This is a genomic window from Nonomuraea sp. JJY05, assembly GCF_043496855.1.
In the GTDB taxonomy this organism is placed as follows: Bacteria; Actinomycetota; Actinomycetes; order Streptosporangiales; family Streptosporangiaceae; genus Nonomuraea.
Map to the genome: position 1 here is coordinate 64,735 of NZ_JBIEIS010000048.1, position 18,523 is coordinate 83,257.

Annotated in this window: 19 protein-coding genes and 1 tRNA gene; 15 read left to right on the forward strand and 5 right to left on the reverse strand. The window is 69.7% G+C overall.

Annotated elements, in window-relative coordinates; translation table 11 throughout:
* The first annotated feature begins 60 nt into the window (after positions 1-60).
* The gene (locus tag ACFKCF_RS49765; protein WP_394502832.1) at positions 61-1,206 is read left to right on the forward strand and encodes an acetyl-CoA C-acetyltransferase; all 1,146 of its coding nucleotides are present in this window, start codon (positions 61-63) and stop codon (positions 1,204-1,206) included.
* Positions 1,207-1,577: 371 nt separating this feature from the next.
* Here the strand turns inward: ACFKCF_RS49765 and ACFKCF_RS49770 are convergent, their stop codons facing one another.
* Positions 1,578-2,960, reverse strand: a complete 1,383-nt coding sequence (locus ACFKCF_RS49770) for a serine hydrolase domain-containing protein (protein WP_394502833.1) — start codon at positions 2,958-2,960, stop codon at positions 1,578-1,580.
* 70 nt (positions 2,961-3,030) lie between these two features.
* On the reverse strand, positions 3,031-3,486 hold the full coding sequence (locus ACFKCF_RS49775; protein WP_394502835.1) for an Lrp/AsnC family transcriptional regulator: 456 nt from the start codon (positions 3,484-3,486) through the stop codon (positions 3,031-3,033).
* Positions 3,487-3,567: 81 nt separating this feature from the next.
* Between ACFKCF_RS49775 and ACFKCF_RS49780 the strand changes: the two genes are divergently transcribed.
* From ACFKCF_RS49780 to ACFKCF_RS49800, 5 genes are all read left to right on the forward strand, one after another.
* Positions 3,568-4,794: an APC family permease gene (locus tag ACFKCF_RS49780; protein WP_394502837.1), complete on the forward strand. Its 1,227-nt coding sequence runs from the start codon at positions 3,568-3,570 to the stop codon at positions 4,792-4,794.
* 69 nt (positions 4,795-4,863) lie between these two features.
* Positions 4,864-6,735 (forward strand): acyl-CoA dehydrogenase family protein, encoded by a 1,872-nt coding sequence (locus ACFKCF_RS49785; RefSeq protein WP_394502839.1) that lies wholly within the window; start codon positions 4,864-4,866, stop codon positions 6,733-6,735.
* A 206-nt stretch (positions 6,736-6,941) separates the two neighbouring features.
* Positions 6,942-8,210, forward strand: a complete 1,269-nt coding sequence (locus tag ACFKCF_RS49790; protein ID WP_394502877.1) for an extracellular solute-binding protein — start codon at positions 6,942-6,944, stop codon at positions 8,208-8,210.
* A gap of 66 nt (positions 8,211-8,276) precedes the next feature.
* On the forward strand, positions 8,277-9,161 hold the full coding sequence (locus ACFKCF_RS49795) for a carbohydrate ABC transporter permease (RefSeq protein WP_394502841.1): 885 nt from the start codon (positions 8,277-8,279) through the stop codon (positions 9,159-9,161).
* Positions 9,161-10,045: a carbohydrate ABC transporter permease gene (locus ACFKCF_RS49800; RefSeq protein ID WP_394502842.1), complete on the forward strand. Its 885-nt coding sequence runs from the start codon at positions 9,161-9,163 to the stop codon at positions 10,043-10,045. Before ACFKCF_RS49795 ends, ACFKCF_RS49800 begins: the two co-directional genes overlap by 1 nt.
* Positions 10,046-10,048: 3 nt before the next feature.
* Here ACFKCF_RS49800 and ACFKCF_RS49805 read toward each other — a convergent pair whose 3' ends face one another.
* Entirely contained in the window at positions 10,049-10,792 is a 744-nt protein-coding gene (locus tag ACFKCF_RS49805) for a class I SAM-dependent methyltransferase (protein ID WP_394502844.1), read from the reverse strand.
* Positions 10,793-10,918: 126 nt separating this feature from the next.
* Between ACFKCF_RS49805 and ACFKCF_RS49810 the strand changes: the two genes are divergently transcribed.
* Positions 10,919-11,458, forward strand: coding sequence for an RNA polymerase sigma factor (locus tag ACFKCF_RS49810; protein ID WP_394502846.1), 540 nt, complete (start codon positions 10,919-10,921; stop codon positions 11,456-11,458).
* The gene (locus ACFKCF_RS49815) at positions 11,445-12,218 is read left to right on the forward strand and encodes a hypothetical protein (RefSeq protein WP_394502848.1); all 774 of its coding nucleotides are present in this window, start codon (positions 11,445-11,447) and stop codon (positions 12,216-12,218) included. The genes ACFKCF_RS49810 and ACFKCF_RS49815 overlap by 14 nt, the downstream gene beginning before the upstream one ends.
* Here ACFKCF_RS49815 and ACFKCF_RS49820 read toward each other — a convergent pair.
* Positions 12,207-13,229: an adenosine deaminase gene (locus ACFKCF_RS49820; protein ID WP_394502850.1), complete on the reverse strand. Its 1,023-nt coding sequence runs from the start codon at positions 13,227-13,229 to the stop codon at positions 12,207-12,209. The genes ACFKCF_RS49815 and ACFKCF_RS49820 overlap by 12 nt on opposite strands.
* Before the next feature lie 69 nt (positions 13,230-13,298).
* On the opposite strand from ACFKCF_RS49820, the gene ACFKCF_RS49825 reads away from it, so the two are divergent.
* From ACFKCF_RS49825 to ACFKCF_RS49840, 4 genes are read left to right on the forward strand one after another with little or no spacing between them, the layout of a single operon-like run.
* A complete protein-coding gene (locus ACFKCF_RS49825; RefSeq protein ID WP_394502851.1) occupies positions 13,299-13,799 on the forward strand; it encodes a SigE family RNA polymerase sigma factor in 501 nt (166 codons plus the stop codon).
* A complete protein-coding gene (locus ACFKCF_RS49830) occupies positions 13,796-14,686 on the forward strand; it encodes a PASTA domain-containing protein (protein ID WP_394502853.1) in 891 nt (296 codons plus the stop codon). Before ACFKCF_RS49825 ends, ACFKCF_RS49830 begins: the two co-directional genes overlap by 4 nt.
* A gap of 41 nt (positions 14,687-14,727) precedes the next feature.
* On the forward strand, positions 14,728-15,267 hold the full coding sequence (locus ACFKCF_RS49835) for a hypothetical protein (RefSeq protein WP_394502854.1): 540 nt from the start codon (positions 14,728-14,730) through the stop codon (positions 15,265-15,267).
* 31 nt (positions 15,268-15,298) lie between these two features.
* Positions 15,299-15,802 (forward strand): hypothetical protein, encoded by a 504-nt coding sequence (locus ACFKCF_RS49840; RefSeq protein WP_394502856.1) that lies wholly within the window; start codon positions 15,299-15,301, stop codon positions 15,800-15,802.
* 65 nt (positions 15,803-15,867) lie between these two features.
* On the opposite strand, the gene ACFKCF_RS49845 is transcribed toward ACFKCF_RS49840, so the two are convergent.
* Positions 15,868-17,076, reverse strand: a complete 1,209-nt coding sequence (locus ACFKCF_RS49845) for a pyridoxal phosphate-dependent aminotransferase (RefSeq protein WP_394502858.1) — start codon at positions 17,074-17,076, stop codon at positions 15,868-15,870.
* Positions 17,077-17,237: 161 nt separating this feature from the next.
* On the opposite strand from ACFKCF_RS49845, the gene ACFKCF_RS49850 reads away from it, so the two are divergent.
* The 3 genes from ACFKCF_RS49850 to nusG all read left to right on the forward strand — a co-directional run bounded on the left by ACFKCF_RS49850 (position 17,238) and on the right by nusG (position 18,464).
* Positions 17,238-17,310 (forward strand) — tRNA-Trp (locus ACFKCF_RS49850).
* A 79-nt stretch (positions 17,311-17,389) separates the two neighbouring features.
* Positions 17,390-17,635: a preprotein translocase subunit SecE gene (secE, locus tag ACFKCF_RS49855; RefSeq protein WP_185070572.1), complete on the forward strand. Its 246-nt coding sequence runs from the start codon at positions 17,390-17,392 to the stop codon at positions 17,633-17,635.
* Positions 17,636-17,702: 67 nt separating this feature from the next.
* Complete coding sequence (nusG, locus tag ACFKCF_RS49860; protein WP_364855269.1) at positions 17,703-18,464, forward strand: transcription termination/antitermination protein NusG; 762 nt, start codon at positions 17,703-17,705, stop codon at positions 18,462-18,464.
* Positions 18,465-18,523: the final 59 nt, after the last annotated feature.

An 18,523-nucleotide genomic window follows, 5' to 3' on the forward strand; every position in this document is an offset into this window, starting at 1 on the left:
CCTCGTTCTGTTGTAGTCTGCCCCTAGTAACCGAATAATGCTCGGTTTCCAGGAGGCACTGTGGCAGAGGCGTACATCGTCGGGGCGGTTCGCACCCCGGTCGGCAAGAAGAAGGGCGGCCTTTCCACCGTCCACCCCACTGACCTGGCCGCGCACACGCTGAAGGCGCTGATCGACCGCACGGGCGTCGACCCCGCGGCGGTCGAGGACGTCATCATGGGGTGCGTCATGCAGTTCGGCCCCCAGAGCATGGACATCGCGCGAAACGCCTGGCTGTCGGCGGGCCTGCCGGAGACCACCGCCGGCGTCACGATCGACCGGCAGTGCGGCTCCTCGCAGCAGTCGATCCACTTCGCCGCCCAGGGCGTGATGTCCGGCACCCAGGACCTGGTCGTGGCCGGCGGCGTTGAGTCGATGAGCATCGTGCCGATGGGCTCGTCGATCACGGCCGCGCTGGAGAAGGGCATGCCCTTCCCGTTCGGCGAGAAATGGGTCGAACGGTACGGCAAGCAGGAGATCTCGCAGTTCCGCGGCGCGGAGCTCATGTGCGAGAAGTGGGGTTACACGCGGGAGACGCTGGAGCGGTTCGCGCTCGAGTCCCACCAGCGCGCCGCCAAGGCCATCGCGAACGGCTACTTCAAGGACCAGATCGCCCCCGTCAACGGCGTCGAGGACGACGAGGGGCCGCGGGCCGACACGACCCTGGAGAAGATGGCCACGCTCAAGACGCTCAAGGAGGGCGGCCAGATCACCGCCGCCACCTCCTCGCAGATCTCCGACGGCTCCGGCGCGCTGCTGATCGCCTCCGAGCAGGCGGTCAGGGACCACGGCCTGACGCCGCGGGCCCGCATCCACCAGCTCGCCCTCATGGGCGACGACCCGGTCTACATGCTGACCGCGCCCATCCCCGCCACGCGGCGGGCGCTGGAGAAGGCCGGGATGTCGATCGACGACATCGACGTGGTGGAGATCAACGAGGCGTTCGCGCCGGTGCCGCTGGCCTGGACGCACGAGCTCGGCGCCGACCCGGCCAAGGTCAACCCCAACGGCGGGGCCATCGCGCTCGGCCACCCGCTCGGCGGCACGGGCGCGATCCTGATGACCAAGCTCCTGCACGAGCTCGAGCGCACGGGCGGCCGCTACGGGCTGCAGACGATGTGCGAGGGCGGCGGCCAGGCCAACGTCACCATCATCGAGCGCCTCTGAAGGCAGGAAAGGCGCGAGCGCCGCCTCCTGGCGTACGGTGGAGGCGGCGCTCGCCTAACTACCCATCCTGGTAGTTGTCTCAGCGGCCCTTCGGCGGGATGCGCCGGGGCGGCATGATCGGCCGTTGCGGCATCTTGGGCATCGGCCGCGTCACGGGCAATCCGGGAAGGTTCTTTTTCCTGGATGAACGGACTCGCATGAGGAGGCTCCTTTACACAGACTCACGACGCGGCTCGTGGAGGCCGGTCGGCAAGCTCAGCTGCCGCGTCTGGAACGGATGACGGGCGATCTCGCTGCTGAGCAGCGGTGAATCACAGGTAAAGGCGCATGTCCATGACAGTACGGGCCGGCCGTAATCCCGTGCAACCGAATTAACGCCGGGCGGCCATCAGCCGGGCCACCACCACCGCCGCCCCCGACAGCGCCGCCACGAGCAGCATGATCGACAGGGGCGCGGCGAAGTAGGTGAGCTGGGCCCACGTCACCGCCCGCCCGTTCATGAGGAACGAGATCAGGTCCGGGTAGGCCGCCAGCACGGCCACGGGGATCAGCGCGGGCACCAGCCGCCACCAGGCCCGCCGGCCCGCGCGCCGGGCGGCCCAGCGCCGGGAGCGCAGCACTCCCATGACGCCGAGGCCCGCCGCGGCCATCGCGAGCACGCCCAGTACCAGCTCGAACAGCTGCCGGTCGCCCCCGGGCACCTCGGGGGCGCGGCCCTCGCTCAGGGCGGTCAGCCCCTCCATGACGGTGTAGGTGTCGTCGGTCAGCGCGGCCCCGTTGGCCATGACCGCGAAGCCGTAGCCGGTCTTGGGCGAGAGGGCCTCGACGGCGTTGTACGTGAACAGGTTGCCCGAGTGCACGAGCTGCCCGGTCTCCCGCTCGACGCCCCAGCCCATGCCGTAGTCGCGGATCTTGCTCGGCGTGTGCATGGCGTCCAGGCTCTCCCGCTTGACCAGCGGGCGCCCGTCGCCCGACTGCGCGATCAGCCATTTGCCCATGTCGGCGGCCGTGGTGATGACCCCGCCCGAGCCGCTGTCGTTGAGGAAGCCGGACAGCTCGGGACGCGGGAGCCAGGCGCCGAAGATCGAGTTGTAGCCGTCGGCAGGCCGGACGACCTGGTCGCTGACGGCGCTGGACTTCATGCCCAGCGGGCCGAACACCCGCTCCCGCAGGTAGTCGCCGAACGGCCGCCCGGAGGCCACCTCGACCAGCCGGGCGGCCAGGTCGTAGTTGACGTTGCAGTACTCCCACCGGGTGCCGGGTTCGGCGCGGAGCTTGGAGCCGGACAGCCGGGCGGTGTAGTCGGCCGGCGAGGTGGCGCCCTCCACCGCGGCGATGTCGACCGTCGTGTCGGACAGGCCGGAGGTCTGGTTCAGCAGCTGCCGTACGGTGATCGCGGCCGCGCGCGGGTCCGCCATCCTGAACCCCGGCAGCTGCGCCGCCACCGGCTCGTCCAGCTTGATCCTGCCGCGCTCCACGAGCGTCATCACGGCCATCGCGGTGAACGACTTGCTGACCGAGGCCACGCGCATCGGGGTGTTCGCGGTCACGGGACGCCCCTCGGAGTCGTGGCCGTAGCCGGCCGCGTGCACGACCTCGCCGTTGTGCGTCACGACCACGGACATGCCGGGCAGCCCGGTGGACTCCATGGCCTGGCGGAGATAGGCGTCGATGGTCTGGGACGTCGGCTGCGGGGCGGGGGCGAGGGTCAGCGCCGTCGAGAGGCCGACCAGAAGGGACTTCACTGCAATCACGGAGAGAAACCTAGAAAGCCGGCCCCGCCCTCCGGATCGGCCGACCGTCCAGAACCACCCCTGACGAAAGTCAGGTCAGGCGCTCCGGGACGGTGTTGTGCACCTGCTGGAAGATCACCGAGGTGCGGAAGCCGACGATCTCCTTGCGCTTGCTCAGCCGGTCGAGCAGGAACGAGTGCAGGTGGTCCAGGTCCTGCACCGCCACGTGCAGGAGGAAGTCGTCCCCGCCCGCCAGCACGAACACGCTGATCACTTCCGGCATCCCCGCCGCCGACGACTTGAACGCGTTGATCACTGCCCGGCTCAGCGGCCGTACCTGGACCGAGACCATGGCCTGCACGCTCCGGTTGAGCGCGGCCGGGTCGATGTCGGCGTGGTAGCCGCGGATGACGCCGCGCCGGGTGAGCGACCTGACTCGCTCCAGGCAGGTCGAGGGCGCGACGCCGAGCTGCCGGGCCAGCTCCCGGTTGGACTGCCGCGCATCCGTTTGGAGCAGCCGCACGATTTCCGAATCAAGTTCGTCCATGGGTGGATGCTCTCATGTGGTTCCGGCCATTCGTTCGGTTGACGGGGGTTGGTGCCGAATGACTGGACTAGTTTCGGCTGCATGTCAGAACATCGCATTGGTGCCGGACACGGCACGGCCCTGCTGGTGGGGGCGGTCCTGGGGCCGGGGATGCTGGTGCTGCCGCACCTCGCCGCCGCCGCCGCGGGGCCCGCGTCCGTACTGGCCTGGGCCGGGCTGCTCGCGCTGAGCGTCCCCGTCGCGCTGACCTTCGCCGCGCTGGGCGCCCGATACCCCGACGGCGGGGGAGTGGCGAGCTTCGCCGGGCTCGCGTTCGGCCGCCACGCCTCCGCCGTGGTCGGCTGGTGGTTCTACGGCGCCGTCCCCATCGGCACCGTCGCCGGCGCGCTGGTCGGCGGCCAGTACGTCGAGGCCACGCTGGGCATGGACGCCACGCTGGCCGCCTGCCTGATCCTGGGGGCCGCCTTCGCCGCCAACGCGGCCGGGCTGCGCACCTCGGGACGGCTGCAGATCGGCCTCGTCGTCCTGCTCGTGGCGCTCCTGGCCACGGCCGTGATCACCGCCGCGCCGCACGCCGACCCGGGCAACTTCACCCCCTTCGCCCCGAACGGCGCCGCGGGCGTGGCGGACGCGGCCGGCGTGCTCCTGTTCGCCTTCGTCGGCTGGGAGGCGGCCAGCCACCTGTCGGCCGAGTTCGCCGGCAAGGGGAACGGCCTGGTCCGGGCCACCGCGGTGACGCTCGTCGTGGTCGGGATCCTGTACGTGGGCGTGTCGGTCACCTCCGTCGGCGTGCTCGGCCCCGGCATGACCGGCGTGCCGCTCACCGCCATGCTGGAGACCGGCATCGGCCCGGCAGCGCGGCCGGTCACCGGCGTGGTGGCGGTGCTGCTGACCTTCGGCGCGGTCAACACCTACCTCGCGGGGGCCTCCCGGCTGGGCGCGGCCATGGCCAGGGACGGGGCGCTGCCGGGCTGGTTCGCCAAGGGCGGGGCGCCGGGCGAGACGCCGTACCGGAGCCTGGCGCTGCTCGCCGTGCTCAGCGTGCCCGTGCTGGTGTGGGCGGTGGACCTGGACCTGCTCATGCGGGCCACCTCGGCCTGCCTGGCCGTGGTAACGGCGGCGGGCGTGGTGGCGGCCGTGCGGATGCTGCCCGCGGGGCGGCACCGCAACACGGCCGTGGTCGGCGCCGGGCTGTCGCTCGTGGCGCTGGCGTTCTGCGGCGGCTACCTCGTGGTACCCGCCGTGCTCGCCCTGGTGGCGATCGGGGTTCTGAACGCGAACGCTCGCCGTTCGTACAAAATCAAGTGATAGACGGCGCATGGCGCCGTCAGGCGGGCAGTACTCCTAGCACAGGACGGCGCATCGTCGGGAGGTGCTATGACCGAGCACGCCAAGTACGCGGAATCCAGAGAGGTCGGCGAGCAGGCCCGCGAGAAGGAGTGGACGCGGCCCAGCTTCGCCAAGCAGCTCTTCCTCGGCGACTACCGGCTGGATCTCGTGTACCCCGTGCCGACGCTGTCCGAAGAGGCGACCAAGCGAGGTGAGGAGTTCGTCAGGGCGGTGCGGCGCTACCTCGACGCCCACGTCGATCCCGCGCTCATCGAGCGGACCGCGCAGGTGCCCGACGAGGTGGTAAAGGGGCTCGCGGCGCTCGGGGCCTTCGGGATCACGATCGGCGAGGAGTACGGCGGGCTCGGGCTGCCCTACCTGTACTACTGCCGCACTCTCATACTCGTCGGCTCGTACTGCCCGGCGCTGGCCACGCTGCTGTCGGCGCACCAGTCGATCGGGGTGCCGCAGCCGCTCAAGCTGTTCGGCACCGAGGAGCAGAAGCGGGAGTTCCTGCCGAGGTGCGCGGCGGGCGAGATCTCCGCGTTCCTGCTGACCGAGCCCGACGTCGGCTCCGACCCGGCCCGCCTGTCCACCACCGCCGTCCGCGACGGCGACGACTACGTGCTCGACGGCGTCAAGCTGTGGACCACGAACGGCGTCGTCGCCGAGCTCCTGGTGGTCATGGCCAGGACCGGCAAGAAGATCAGCGCGCTCGTGGTCGAGGCGGACTCTCCCGGCATCACGGTCAAGCGGCGCAACGGCTTCATGGGGCTGCGTGGCATCGAGAACGGGGTCACCGAGTTCTCCCAGGTCAGGGTGCCGGCCAAGAACCTGATCGGGCGCGAGGGGCAGGGGCTGAAGATCGCCCTGACCACGCTGAACACCGGCCGCCTGTCGCTGCCGGCCACCTGCGCGGGCAACGCCAAGTGGGCGCTCAAGATCGCCCGCGAGTGGGGCAACGAGCGCGTGCAATGGGGGCGCAAGGTCGGCCTGCACGAGGCCGTGGCCACGAAGATCGCGTTCATCGCGGCGAGCGCGTACGCGCTCGAAGCCCTCTGCGAGCTCACCAGCCGCCTGGCCGACGACCAGCGCAACGACATCAGGATCGAGGCGGCCCTGGCCAAGCTGTACGCCTCGGAGCTGTCCTACCAGGCGCTCGACGAACTGGTCCAGATCAGGGGCGGCCGCGGCTACGAGACCGCCGAGTCGCTCGTGGCGCGCGGCGAGCGCGGCGTGCCCGCCGAGCAGATGCTGCGCGACTCCCGCATCAACCGCATCTTCGAGGGCTCCTCGGAGATCATGCGCCTGATGATCACCCGCGAGGCGGTGGACGCGCACCTGTCGGCCGCCGGGGAGCTGATCAACCCGGAGGCCTCCCGCCAGGAACGCGCCCAGGCCCTGCGCCGGGCCAGCCGCTTCTACGCAAGGTGGCTGCCCACGCTGGTGGCCGGCACCGGCAACCTGCCCGCGTCGTACGGCGACTTCGGCCCGCTGGCCGCGCACCTGCGCTTCGTGGAGCGGACCAGCCGCAAGCTGGCACGGTCCACCTTCTACGGCATGTCGCGCTGGCAGGGCCGGCTGGAGCACAAGCAGTCGTTCCTCGGCCGGCTCGTGGACATCGGGGCCGAGCTGTTCGCCATGACCGCCGTGTGCGTCAAGGCGGAGGAGGACTCCAGGGACCTCGGGCGCCGGCCGTACGAGCTCGCCGACACCTTCTGCAACCAGGCACGACGCCGCGTGGACGCGCTGTTCGACCGGCTCTGGGACAACAGCGACGCGGGCGACGTGCGCCTGGCCGGCTACGTGCTCGACGGCCGCTACGGGTTCGTCGAGGAAGGCATCCTCGACCCCTCCATCGAGGGGCCGTGGATCGGCACGCCGCAGGGCGGGGAGAGCGTCCGGAGAAAGATCCTCTGACGCCCGGTCTAGACCGGTTGTGAGGTTTTCCGGCCCTCAGCGTTTTCAAACTGATACGAGCCGGTATAGACCGGCCCGCTGATCCAGGCTTACGCTGGCGCAAACGCGTCGAGCTGTAGGCTCGCGTGCCCCATCCCCCAGGACGGGGTCCGTTGGCTGGTACGGACCAGCGCCCGTCCGACGAGAAGGCGGTATCTCCAGTGAACATGAAGCTTGTGGGCGGCGCCGCTCTCGGCCTTGCCACGATGCTGGTCCTGTCCAGCTGCGGCTCCGGCGGCTCCGGCGGTGGCGGAGGCGACACACAGGCGTCGGGCGGCGGGCAGGTCACCCTGAAGATGGTCGCCGCCGACTACGGCGACGGCCCCGGCAAGCCGAACTCGGGCGAGACGTTCTGGAAGGGCGTCGTGGACGAGTTCCAGGCCGCCAACCCGAACATCAAGGTCGATGTCCAGGTCATCAACTGGAACGACATCGACAAGCAGGTCGCCACCATGGTCCAGAACGGCCAGGTGCCCGACATCCTGCAGACCGGCGACTACTCCGGCTTCGTCAAGGACGGGCTGCTCTACAAGGTGGACGAGGTGCTGTCGCCGAACGTCTCGGGCGACATGCTGCAGAAGTTCGCCGAGTTCGGCAAGGTCGACGGCACCGCGTACGGCATCCCGTTCGTCTCCTCCGCGCGGGCGCTGTTCTACAACAAGGACCTGTTCCAGAAGGCCGGCATCGCCGAGCCGCCGAAGACGTGGGACGAGCTCAAGGCCGACGCCGAGAAGCTGAAGAAGGCCGGCGTCACGCAGCCGTTCGGCCTGCCGCTCGGCCAGGAGGAGGCCCAGGGCGAGTCGTTCCTGTGGATGCTGGGCAACGGCGGCGGCTACAAGGACGCCTCGGGCAAGTGGGCGATCAACTCGCCGCAGAACGTCGAGACGTTCACGTACATGAAGGGCCTGGTCGACGCGGGCCTGACCACCCCCAACCCGGGCACCAAGGACCGTAAGACGGTCTGGGAGGACTTCGGCGCGGGCAAGGTCGGCATGGTCAACGGCGGCCCCATGTCCATCCCGATCTTCGACGCGGCCGGGCTGAAGAACTACGGCGTCGCGCCGATCCCCGGCAAGAGCGGCCCGCTCGACACCACGCTCGGCGTCATGGACTGGATCATGGCGTTCAACAAGAACGGCCACGCCGCCGAGATCAAGAAGTTCTTCGATTTCTTCTACACCGGCAGCGCCGCGCAGAAGATCTCCGACACGTACAAGCTGCTGCCCGTCACCAACGGCGGCATCCAGAAGCTGTCGAGTGACGAGAAGCTCAAGCCGTTCCTCGACGCGCTGCCGAACGCCAGCTTCTACCCCTTCCAGGACCCCAAGTGGGCCGAGGTGAACCCGGCGATCAAGCAGACCATCGGCGGGGCAGTCAAGGACGACCCGGCCAAGGTCCTCGGTGAGCTGCAGAAGACCGCCGAAGCGGCCGGCTGATACGTCGGGGGCCCGTGCGGCCGGCGCTCTCACCGGTGCCGGCCGCACCGTCTTGGAAGGTTGCTCATGAGAAGGTTGCGCGCCCTGGAGCCCCTCGCGTGGGTCGGGCCCGCCGTGGTGCTGATCGCGCTGGTCGTGCTCTGGCCCGTGGTCGAGATGATCAGGTCGTCGTTCCTCAAGATCAGCCGGTTCGGGGTGGTCCAGGGGGGCAACGGCTTCGCGAACTACGAGAAGCTGTTCGGCGAGAAGGACTTCGCCGACATCATGGTCCGCAGCGTGATCTGGGTGGTCGCGGTCGTCGCGTTCACCGTGCTGATCTCGCTGGCCCTCGCCCAGCTGTTCAATCAGCGCTTCCCGCTGCGCAAGGTGGCCCGGTGGGCGCTGATCGCGCCGTGGGCCGCGTCGGTGCTGATGACGGCGATCATCTTCAAGTGGATGCTCGACCCCGAGGTCGGCGTGATCAACCAGATCCGGCTGAAGCTGGGTCTGATCGACGCGATGGGCGGGGCCTCGGCCGACCAGCTCGGCGACGCCTCCACCGCGATGCCGTGGCTGGTGTTCGTGGCCGTCTTCGTGTCGGTGCCGTTCACCACGTACGCGCTGCTGGCCGGGCTGGCGACGATCCCCGCCGACGTCTATGAGGCGGCCAAGATGGACGGAGCCACCCGGTTCCGGACGTACTGGTCGATCACGCTGCCGCTGCTGCGGCCCGCGCTCACCGTGGCGGCGCTGATCAACGTCATGAACGTCTTCAACAGCTTCCCGATCATCTGGGCCATGACACACGGCCAGCCCGGCTACTCCACGGCCACCTCGACGATCCTCATGTTCATCCTCAAGGGCTCGAACATCGGCGAGTCGGCGGCCATGTCCGTCGTCAACTTCGGCATGGTGATCATCCTGACCGCGATCTTCCTCAAGGTCTCCCGCTGGAACAAGGAGGTGGCGTGATGGCGATCAAGACCCTGCCGTCGCAGGCCACCAGGCCGCGCCACCACGTCAGGCCGGCGGCGCGGCGCAGGATGCCGAAGCTCAAGACCGTGCTCGTCGCGGCCGCCGCCTACGTCATCGCGTTCGTCTTCCTGTTCCCTTACGTGGTGATGCTGCTCACCTCGCTGCGCTCGCAGGAGTCGCTGCGCGAGGTGTCGTTCTGGCCGAAGGAGTGGGTGTGGTCGAACCTCGCCAACTTCTGGACCAGCGGCCTGGCCGGCAACCTGTGGGTGACGCTCAAGGTCGCCGGCGGCTCGACCGTGCTGGTGCTCCTGGTGGCGCTGCCGGCCGCGTACTACTCGGCCCGGCACAACTTCAGGGGGCGCACGGCGTTCCTGATCCTCGTGCTGATCACCCAGATGTTCCAGCCCACGGCCATGCTGGTCGGCATCTACCGCGAGTTCTTCCAGTTCGGGCTGGTGGACTCGATCTGGTCGCTGATCCTCGTGAACGGCGGGTTCAACCTGGCGTTCGCGGTGTGGATCCTGAACGCCTACTTCGCCTCGATCCCGCGCGAGCTGGAGGAGGCGGCGTTCATCGACGGGAACGGGCGCTTCGGGGCGCTGTTCAGGATCACGCTCCCGCTGGCCATGCCCGGCGTCATCACGGCGCTGATCTTCACGTTCATCGCCGCCTGGAACGAGTTCGTGGTCGCACTGACCCTGACCACGACGCCGGAGAACCAGCCGCTGACGGTGGCGCTCAACTCGTTCATCGGTCAGTACCAGGTGGACTGGCAGAACCTGTTCGCCGGGTCGGTGATCGCCACCATCCCGGTGATCATCCTCTTCGCGCTGATCGAGCGTAAGGTCGTCGGCGGCCTCACGGCCGGGTCGATCAAGTAGCGCCTACGCCTTGGGCTGGGGCACCCGTGCCACGCAGAAGACCGTCTGGCCGAACGGTGGCCTGATGAACCGCTCGATGAAGCGGGTCGTCGGGACCACCGTACGGTCGTAGATCTTGACCAGGCGCGGGTCGGGGTAGCCGACGCCGCCCCGGCGCACGGCGGCCCACCAGGCGATGCCGCCCAGGAAGTTGATCGGCTTGAGCACCTCGATGTCCAGGCCCGCCTTGGCGACCGTCGCGCCGAGCGTCTTGGGCGTGTAGCGCTGGACGTGGCCCACCTTGCGGTCGAAGTCTCCGTAGAGCTGCATGTAACCGGGCACCCAGATGATGATCCGCCCGCCCGGCAGCGTGACCCGGGCCAGCGAGCGCAGCGCCTCGGCGTCGTCCTCGATGTGCTCCAGGACGTTCATCATGACGACGGTGTCGACCTTGTCCTCGAGCGGGATGTCGGTCGGCAGCCCGAACTGCAGGACGTCGATGTCGTCGCGGCCCGCGAACCGCTTTTCGAGCTGCTCGACGCAGTAGGGGTCGAAGTCGCTCACGACCAGCCTGTCGAGCCGCGGCAGGAACTGCTCGGCGAAGTGGCCGAGGCCAGAGCCGATCTCCAGCATCGAACGGCCGACATGCGGGGCGACCATGTCCAGCTCGTACTGCCGATAGTTCTTGGCCTCGTCCCCACCCAGGTGGTTCTCCAGGGCCTCGTCACCGGCCGCCGGTTGCACTACACGGTCATACCCAGAAGACATAGTCCCGTTCCTTCTCGGGGGCTCATGGATTGCCCGAGTCTAATGCCCCGATCACTGGTGACGTTCACCCGATACGCGAAAGACCCTTCCCCGGGGCACCTCTGATGGGGTGGAATCTGACTCGCCATGGACGACGACGAGGCGATCGAGCGCTCGCTCGCCGGTGACCAAGCAGCCTATGAGGTGCTGGTCGCCCGCTACAGCGCGCTCGCCCACCGTACCGCTTTCATGCTGGGGGCGGGGGACGAGGCCGAGGACGTCGTGCAGGAGGCGTTCGTCAAGGCGTACCGGCATCTGCCGAGTTTCCGCAGGCACTCGCCGTTCCGCCCGTGGCTGCTGCGGATCGTGGCCAACGAGACCCACAACCTGACCCGGTCGCGGGGGCGCCGCTCCGAGCTGGCCTTACGGTTGAGCGCCACGGCCTCCGTGGCCGCGCCCGACGACCCCGAGGGCACCGCGGTGGCCGGCGACCGGCGCTCCCGCCTGCTGGAGGCGGTGCGCCGGCTGCCCGAGCGGGAACGTCAGGCCGTCGTCTGCCGGTATTTCTTACAGCTGACCGAGGCGGAGACGGCTCAGGTGCTCGACTGGCCCGTGGGCACCGTCAAATCCAGCACGCATCGGGGGCTGGCCCGGCTGAGGGAGGAGGTGGGCAATGAACTCGCGTGAGCCTTTCGACGACCTGGAGGCCGAACTCCTGGCGCTCGGCGACCTCCTCGACGTCCCCAGCCCGCCGCCCGCCGACGTCGCCGGCGCCGTACGCGCCCGCCTGGAGCCTTCTCACGGTGAGGCGCCCGATCCGGCGCACGGCCCCGCCCGGACGCACTCTCCGTCTCCGGTGCGGCGCCGGCGCGCGCGGTGGAAGGTCGTCACGGCCGTCGTCCTCGTCGTCATCGCGATCACGGCCGCGACCCCCCAAGGGCGGGCGGCGGTGGTACGGATCCTGCGCTTCGCCGGGATCGAGCTTCAGATCGGCGACACGCCGCCCAAGGCCGTCGCCAGTGCCACGCCCCTGCCGTACGAGCACACCGTGGCCCCGGACGGCCTGAAGGCCGAGGTGAAGTTCCAGGTCAGGACGCTGAAGGCGCTCGGCGAGCCCGAGCGCACCACGGTGTCCGACAGGGGCCGGGTCGTGTCGATGTTCTGGCCGGGCGGCGTGCGGCTCGACCAGTTCGACGGCGGCCTGGAGCCGGTGCTCTTCAAGAAGCTCGGCCCGCCCTGGCCCGACTACACCAAGGTCGGGCCCTACCAGGCCTGGTGGCTCCCGGGGGCGCACCCTCTCGGCTACCTCAGCCGCACGGACGGCACCGAGATCCCGCTGCGCCAGGCGGGCCCCACCCTCATCTGGCAGCAGGACGCGCTGAACTACCGCCTGGAAGGCGTCAAGACCATGGAAGAGGCCGTCCGCATCGCCACGTCACTCGGGTGAGCTCGTCAGCCACTCGTCCACGCCCGCGAGCAGCTCCTTGCGCACCGGCTCGGGGGCCGCGGAGGACCGTAGGGACTGGCGGGCCAGCTCGGCCAGCTCCGCGTCGCTGAAGCCGTAGATGTCCCTGGCCAGCTCGTACTGGCTCAGCAGCCGCGCGCCGAACAGCAGCGGGTCGTCGGACCCCAGGGCGATCGGCACGCCCGCGTCGAACAGCCGGCGCAGCGGCACGTCGGCGGCCCGCTCGGCCACCCCCAAGCCCACGTTGGAGGTGGGGCAGACCTCGCAGCAGATCTGCCGGTCGGCCAGCCGGTGCATCAGCCACTCGTCCTCCGCCGCCCGCACCCCGTGCCCGACCCGGTCCGCGTCCAGGTCGTCCACGCACTGCGAGACGCTGCGCGGGCCCAGCAGCTCGCCCCCGTGCGGCACGGACAGCAGCCCGCCCCGCTTGGCGATCCTGAACGCCCGCTCGAAGTCCCTCGCCTCGCCCCGGCGCTCGTCGTTGGAGAGCCCGAAGCCCACCACGCCCTTGCCGGCGTACTGGATGGCGAGGCGGGCCAGCGTGTTCGCGTCGAGCGGGTGGCGGGTCCTGTTGGCCGCCACGACCACCGCGACCCCGATCCCGGCGTGCTCGGCCGCCTGGCGCGCCGCGTCCAGCGTCAGCTCCAGCGTCGCCGTCAGCCCGCCGAACCGCTGCGCGTACCCCGACGGGTCCACCTGGATCTCCAGCCACCGCGACCCGGCCGCCGCCTCGTCCTCGGCCGTCTCGCGCAGCAGCCGGTAGACGTGCTCGGGACGGGTCAGCACGGACCTGGCGATGTCGTAAAGCCGCTGGAACCTGAACCATCCGCGCTCGTCGGTGGCCCGCAGCTTGGGCGGCCAGTCCTCCTCCAGCGCGTCCGGCAGGTGCAGCCCCTGCTCCCTGGCCAGCTCGATAAGCGTGGAATGCCGCATCGATCCGGTGAAATGCAGGTGTAGATGCGCCTTGGGCAGCGTGTTCAGGGGCCTTGCCATTTGCATATCTTGCCACTCAACCCCGGGACCGCTTCGCGCGTTGGGGAGGGCGAAAGGGGACCTTCGCTCATGACAGATGACGATGAGGCGGCCTTCGACGAGTTCCTGGCCGCACGGAGCACCTCGCTGCTGCGCACCGCGATCCTGGTCTGCGGAGCGACCGAGCACGACGCCGAGGACCTGGTGCAGCACGCACTGGAGAAGGTCTACCGGCACTGGCCGCGGATCAGGCGCGACAACCCGGAGGCCTACGCGCGCAAGGTCGTCGTGAACGCGGCGATCAGCAAGGCGCGGCGGCGCAAGATCGTGCAGGAGATCACCTTCGCCCGGCCGCCGGAGACGGCCGCCGACTCTCCCGACCTCGACCTGCGCCACGCGCTCATCAGGGAGCTGCGCAGGCTGCCGCCCAAGATGCGGGCCGTGCTCGTCCTGCGCTACTGGGAGGACCAGTCGGAAGGGAACACCGCCGCCCTGCTCGGCTGCTCGGTCGGGACCGTGAAGAGCCAGGCGGCGCGGGGGCTCGCCAGGATCCGCGAAAACATGACTGTCGCAAAGGAAGTGACCAGATGAGGATCGAGGACGACCTCGCGGACGCCATGGGGGCACACGTCGCCGACGTGCAGGCCCCGCCGGACCTGGGCAGGTCCGTACGGCGCCGCAACCGCTCCCGCGTGCTCCGCTTTCGCGTGGCGGGCGCGGCGCTCGTCACGGCGGCCGTGGCGGTGGCCGTGCCGGTGGCGCTGAACTCCGGGGAACCCGCCGGCGGGCAGGCCGCGACCGGTCAGGACCGGGCCGTGGTCCGCAACGACGTGACCGTGCCGGACGTGACGGGCAAGCCTCTCGCCGAAGCCGTGCCCCTCCTGAGCGCGGCCGGACTGCGGGCCGACTGGCCGGCGGAGGAGGTGCGGAACAACCGGGTGATCGCGCAGAAGCCCGCGGCCGGGGAGCAGGTCGCGCCCGGCAGCCATGTCGAGCTCACCCTGGAGCCGCCACCTGTCACGATGCCGCAGGACCTGGGCGATCTGGGGGACGGGCGGGAGTTCGGCGGCATCCGCCTCGATTACCTGCCGGAAGGGCTCGAATGGGGCAAGTGGTCGGGCAAGGACGGGTTCGGCAAGCACAGCTACACCACCACCTTCGACAAGCCGGGCAATGAGCCGGGGCATTACTCCGTACAGGTGATCGTGTTCGAGGGAGAGGCCGCCAGGAGCGCCCTCGCCCGCTTCCCCAAGGCCGGCGGCGAGACCGTGGACATCGGCGGCGAGAAGGCGCGCCTGGCGACGCTCGGCGAGGCCGGCGAGATCGCGTCGGACGGCTCGGAGGGCACGCTCACGATCGCCTGGAGGCTGCGCGACGGGCTCGCGGTCGAGGTGTGCCTCAGCCCCGACTACGTCAAGGAAGTGGACGGCCCGGCCGAGGCCAAGAAGATCGCGGAAGGCATCCGCGCGACCGGCTGAACCCGCGGTACGGATGAGGCCGAACGGGGGATCAACCTTGCATGATCCCCGAGGGGCCTGCCGGCATCGGGCAGGGAGGGCGCGCGGCGCTCACGGCACTGGCGTTCGCGGTGACATCTCTGACCATCTACGCGCTCTTCTCCTCGGGGTTCGGGCGTCCCCGCCCGGCCTCTGTGGAGAGCCCTGTCATGGTCGGGGCCTCCGCCGCCGAGGCCACTCTCGCGGTGGTCTCCGACGATCTCTGGCTCACCTACCTCCCCGCCGGGCTGGCGCGCAGCGGCGGGGGACCGGTCAGGCCGAAGGGGTCGTGGGCCAGGTTCGGCTCGGCCCAGCGGTTCGTGGAGGCCCAGGTCGAGCCCGCCGCCGACTGGGTGAGTCTCACCAGGAGGACCGCCCTGCTCGACGCCCGTCCCGTCACCGTACGCGGCAGGCCCGCCGTGGTCGGCAGATATCCGGACGGTGGCCGGATGATCATCTGGATGGAGCGCGCGGACACGGGGGCGTGGATCCGGGTCAGCGATTCCCTCGGAGGCGAACTGGTGGCAATTGCTGCCTCAGTCAAGGGTCCTGTAGGAGACTAGGAGCCTTTTCCGCGCGTTTCTTGGGGGGTCGATGCGGCGTCTGGCAGCGGTGCTCCTCATGTTCGCGCTGAGCGGGTGCGGCGCCGACGACGTGCCCGCGCCCGAGGCGATCACCACGCCGCCGCCGTCCGCGCACGTCCCGCGCAAGGGCGCCGCGCTGTCGTGCGGCCAGACCAAGGTGGGGCTGCCCGCCATGCCCGAGGGGCTGACCAGGGCGGGCTCGTTCGGCCGCCTGGGGTCGCTCACCCGGCCGCTGGAGGTCAAGGGCGTCATCTGGCGGCGCGAGGACGAGCAGCTGTACGTCGGCGTCGTGTGCGGGGCGCGGACCGCCGAGGAGTTCGTCACGCTGGTCGCCAGCTCGTCGCTGACGGCGTACAAGGGCATGCCGGCGCTGCGCTGGAACACGCGCACCGGCGTGCGCAACTTCATGTGGCTGGAGCGGCCGGGCACCGCGGTCTACATCGCCGCGACGCCCGGCCTGGCGGCCCAGATCAGGAACGTCGCCGCCGGCGTCGCCCTGGACCAGGCCCCCTGAGGCCGGCTACCGGCCCGGCGGCCCGGATCAGGCACGTCGCCCTGGGCCAGGCGCCCTGAGCCCGGCTAGTGCGCCTCGGAGAGCAGCTTGGCCACGCGGCTGACGCCCTCGACCAGGTCGTCGTCGCCCAGCGCGTAGGACAGGCGGAAGTAGCCCGGCGTGCCGAACGCCTCGCCCGGCACCACCGCCACCTCGGCCTCCTCCAGGATCAGCTCGGCCAGCTCGCCGGAGGACTGCGGCCGCCGGCCGCGCAGCTCCTTGCCGATCAGCTCCTTGACCGACGGGTACGCGTAGAACGCCCCCTTCGGTTCCGGGCAGAACACGCCCGGGATCTCGTTGAGCATCCGGACCATCGTCTGGCGGCGCCGGTCGAACGCCGTGCGCATCTCGGCCACCGCCGAAAGGTCGCCGGACACGGCGGCCAGCGCGGCCATCTGGGAGACGTTGGCGACGTTGGAGGTGGCGTGGGACTGCAGGTTGGTGGCCGCCTTGACGACGTCGGAGGGGCCGATCAGCCAGCCCACGCGCCAGCCGGTCATCGCGTAGGTCTTGGCCACGCCGTTGAGGATCACGACCCGGTCGCCCAACTCGGGCACGGCCGTGGCGATGCTGGTGAACTCGGCGCCGCCGTACACGAGGTGCTCGTAGATCTCGTCGGTGACCACCCACAGGCCGTGCTCGGCCGCCCAGCGGCCGATCGCCTCCGTCTGCTCGCGGGAGTAGACGGAGCCCGTCGGGTTGCACGGCGAGACGAACAGCAGGACCTTCGTCCGCTCGGTGCGCGCGGCCTCCAGCTGCTCGACGCTCGCCAGGTAGCCGGTGGACTCGTCGGTCACCACGTCGACCTGCACGCCGCCGGCCAGCTTGACCGCCTCGGGATAGGTGGTCCAGTAGGGCGCCACGACCAGGACCTCGTCGCCCGGGTCGAGCAGCGTCGCGAACGCCTCGTAGACCGCCTGCTTGCCCCCGTTGGTGACCAGCACCTGCGACGCCTCGACCGCGTAGCCGGAGTCGCGCCGGGTCTTGTCGGCGATGGCCTGCTTGAGCTCGGGCAGGCCGCCCGCCGGCGTGTACTTGTGGAAGCGCGGCTCGCGGGCGGCCCGGACCGCCGCCTCGACGATGTACTCGGGCGTCGGGAAGTCGGGCTCGCCCGCGCCGAAGCCGATGACGGGGCGCCCGGCCGCCTTCATCGCCTTGGCCTTGGCGTCCACGGCGAGCGTGGCGGACTCGGAGATGGCGGAGATTCTCGCGGAGATGCGGGGTCGGGTGGACATGGGTCCATGGTCCCATGTGCTCGGTGACCTGGGCGATCGGGATTCGGTTCGACGTACCCGGCAATCCCCCGTATGCTTTCGCTCGGTCCTTCCGCACAGCATGTCGGCGAGCGGTTCGGTCCAGGCAGTGGGTCGATCAGGGTAGTCTGGTCTAGCGACATAGGGCACTGGCGCAATTGGTAGCGCACCGGTCTCCAAAACCGGCGGTTGGGGGTTCGAGTCCCTCGTGCCCTGCGAGTGCGGTCCGCGCAATAATGGGCGTGTAAGCGCGCCGCAAAACTGCGTTGGATACGACAGATTTCAGGTGAGGACTGTGGCGATCGACACGCGCGGCGAGACCGCAGACAAGCCGAGTGGCGAGAAGAAGACGCGCACTTCGCCTGCCCTTTTCTATCGGCAGGTCGTCAACGAGCTCCGCAAGGTCATCTGGCCGACACGCAAGGATCTCATCACCTACACCACGGTCGTTCTGGTATTCGTTCTGATCATGGTGGCGATCGTGTACGGGCTCGACAGTGCCCTGGGTTGGGCAGTCCTCAAGGTCTTCGGCGGCAGCTGATCCAGCCGCCCGCCGGTGACAGCTGACGGAGTCGCCAGTTCGATACGACGAAAGAGGAAGAGTCACCGTGTCCGAGTCTTCAGTTCCGGCCGGCGAGTCTCGCGAGGAGTGGGACGACGAGCTGGAAGAGGCCACTGAGGAGTCCTCCGAGGAGGAGCTCCAGGAGGAGGCCGAGGTCGCGGAGAGCGACGAGGCAGCCGAGGCTTCCGACGTCGAGGACGAGACGGTTCTTCCCGACGTCGATCCCGTCGAAGAGTTCAAGAGCTCGCTGCGTGGCCTGCCCGGTGAGTGGTACGTCATCCACTCCTACGCCGGTTACGAGAACCGCGTGAAGTCCAACATCGAGAGCCGCAACGTGTCGCTCAACATGGAGGACTACATCTACCAGGTCGAGGTGCCGACGCACACCGTCCAGGAGTTCAAGAGCGGCAAGAAGGTGCCGGTCAAGGAGCGCGTGCTGCCCGGCTACGTGCTGGTGCGCATGGAGCTGACCGACGAGTCCTGGGCCGCCGTGCGCAACACGCCCGGTGTGACCGGCTTCGTCGGCCTGTCCAACAAGCCGAGCCCGCTCAGCCTCGACGAGGTCGCCAAGCTGCTGGCGCCCGAGCCGACCGAGGAGACCAAGAAGGCCGCGGCCAAGACGAGCACCGGCCCCGCGGTCGAGTTCGAGATCGGCGAGTCCGTCACGGTCATGGACGGCCCGTTCGCCACGCTGCCCGCCTCGGTGAGCGAGATCAGCCCCGAGTCGCAGAAGCTCAAGGTGCTCGTCTCGATCTTCGGCCGCGAGACCCCGGTTGAGCTCTCGTTCAACCAGGTCTCGAAGATCTAGGACAATCACATACACTGAGACGTTCGGTCGGCCGCCTGATCATGAGGGCGGCCGCTGAC

Bases quoted from the DNA above. Each gene is read 5' to 3' on its own strand.
- ACFKCF_RS49830 (WP_394502853.1), top strand. From the start codon at position 13,796: ATGAGGATCGAGGACGACCTCGCGGACGCCATGGGGGCACACGTCGCC.
- ACFKCF_RS49805 (WP_394502844.1), bottom strand. From the start codon at position 10,792: ATGTCTTCTGGGTATGACCGTGTAGTGCAACCGGCGGCCGGTGACGAG.
- ACFKCF_RS49785 (WP_394502839.1), top strand. From the start codon at position 4,864: ATGACCGAGCACGCCAAGTACGCGGAATCCAGAGAGGTCGGCGAGCAG.
- ACFKCF_RS49835 (WP_394502854.1), top strand. From the start codon at position 14,728: ATGATCCCCGAGGGGCCTGCCGGCATCGGGCAGGGAGGGCGCGCGGCG.
- ACFKCF_RS49815 (WP_394502848.1), top strand. From the start codon at position 11,445: ATGAACTCGCGTGAGCCTTTCGACGACCTGGAGGCCGAACTCCTGGCG.
- ACFKCF_RS49845 (WP_394502858.1), bottom strand. From the start codon at position 17,076: ATGTCCACCCGACCCCGCATCTCCGCGAGAATCTCCGCCATCTCCGAG.
- ACFKCF_RS49820 (WP_394502850.1), bottom strand. From the start codon at position 13,229: ATGGCAAGGCCCCTGAACACGCTGCCCAAGGCGCATCTACACCTGCAT.
- ACFKCF_RS49780 (WP_394502837.1), top strand. From the start codon at position 3,568: ATGTCAGAACATCGCATTGGTGCCGGACACGGCACGGCCCTGCTGGTG.
- ACFKCF_RS49810 (WP_394502846.1), top strand. From the start codon at position 10,919: ATGGACGACGACGAGGCGATCGAGCGCTCGCTCGCCGGTGACCAAGCA.
- ACFKCF_RS49825 (WP_394502851.1), top strand. From the start codon at position 13,299: ATGACAGATGACGATGAGGCGGCCTTCGACGAGTTCCTGGCCGCACGG.
- ACFKCF_RS49790 (WP_394502877.1), top strand. From the start codon at position 6,942: ATGAAGCTTGTGGGCGGCGCCGCTCTCGGCCTTGCCACGATGCTGGTC.
- ACFKCF_RS49840 (WP_394502856.1), top strand. From the start codon at position 15,299: ATGCGGCGTCTGGCAGCGGTGCTCCTCATGTTCGCGCTGAGCGGGTGC.
- ACFKCF_RS49800 (WP_394502842.1), top strand. From the start codon at position 9,161: ATGGCGATCAAGACCCTGCCGTCGCAGGCCACCAGGCCGCGCCACCAC.
- ACFKCF_RS49795 (WP_394502841.1), top strand. From the start codon at position 8,277: ATGAGAAGGTTGCGCGCCCTGGAGCCCCTCGCGTGGGTCGGGCCCGCC.
- ACFKCF_RS49775 (WP_394502835.1), bottom strand. From the start codon at position 3,486: ATGGACGAACTTGATTCGGAAATCGTGCGGCTGCTCCAAACGGATGCG.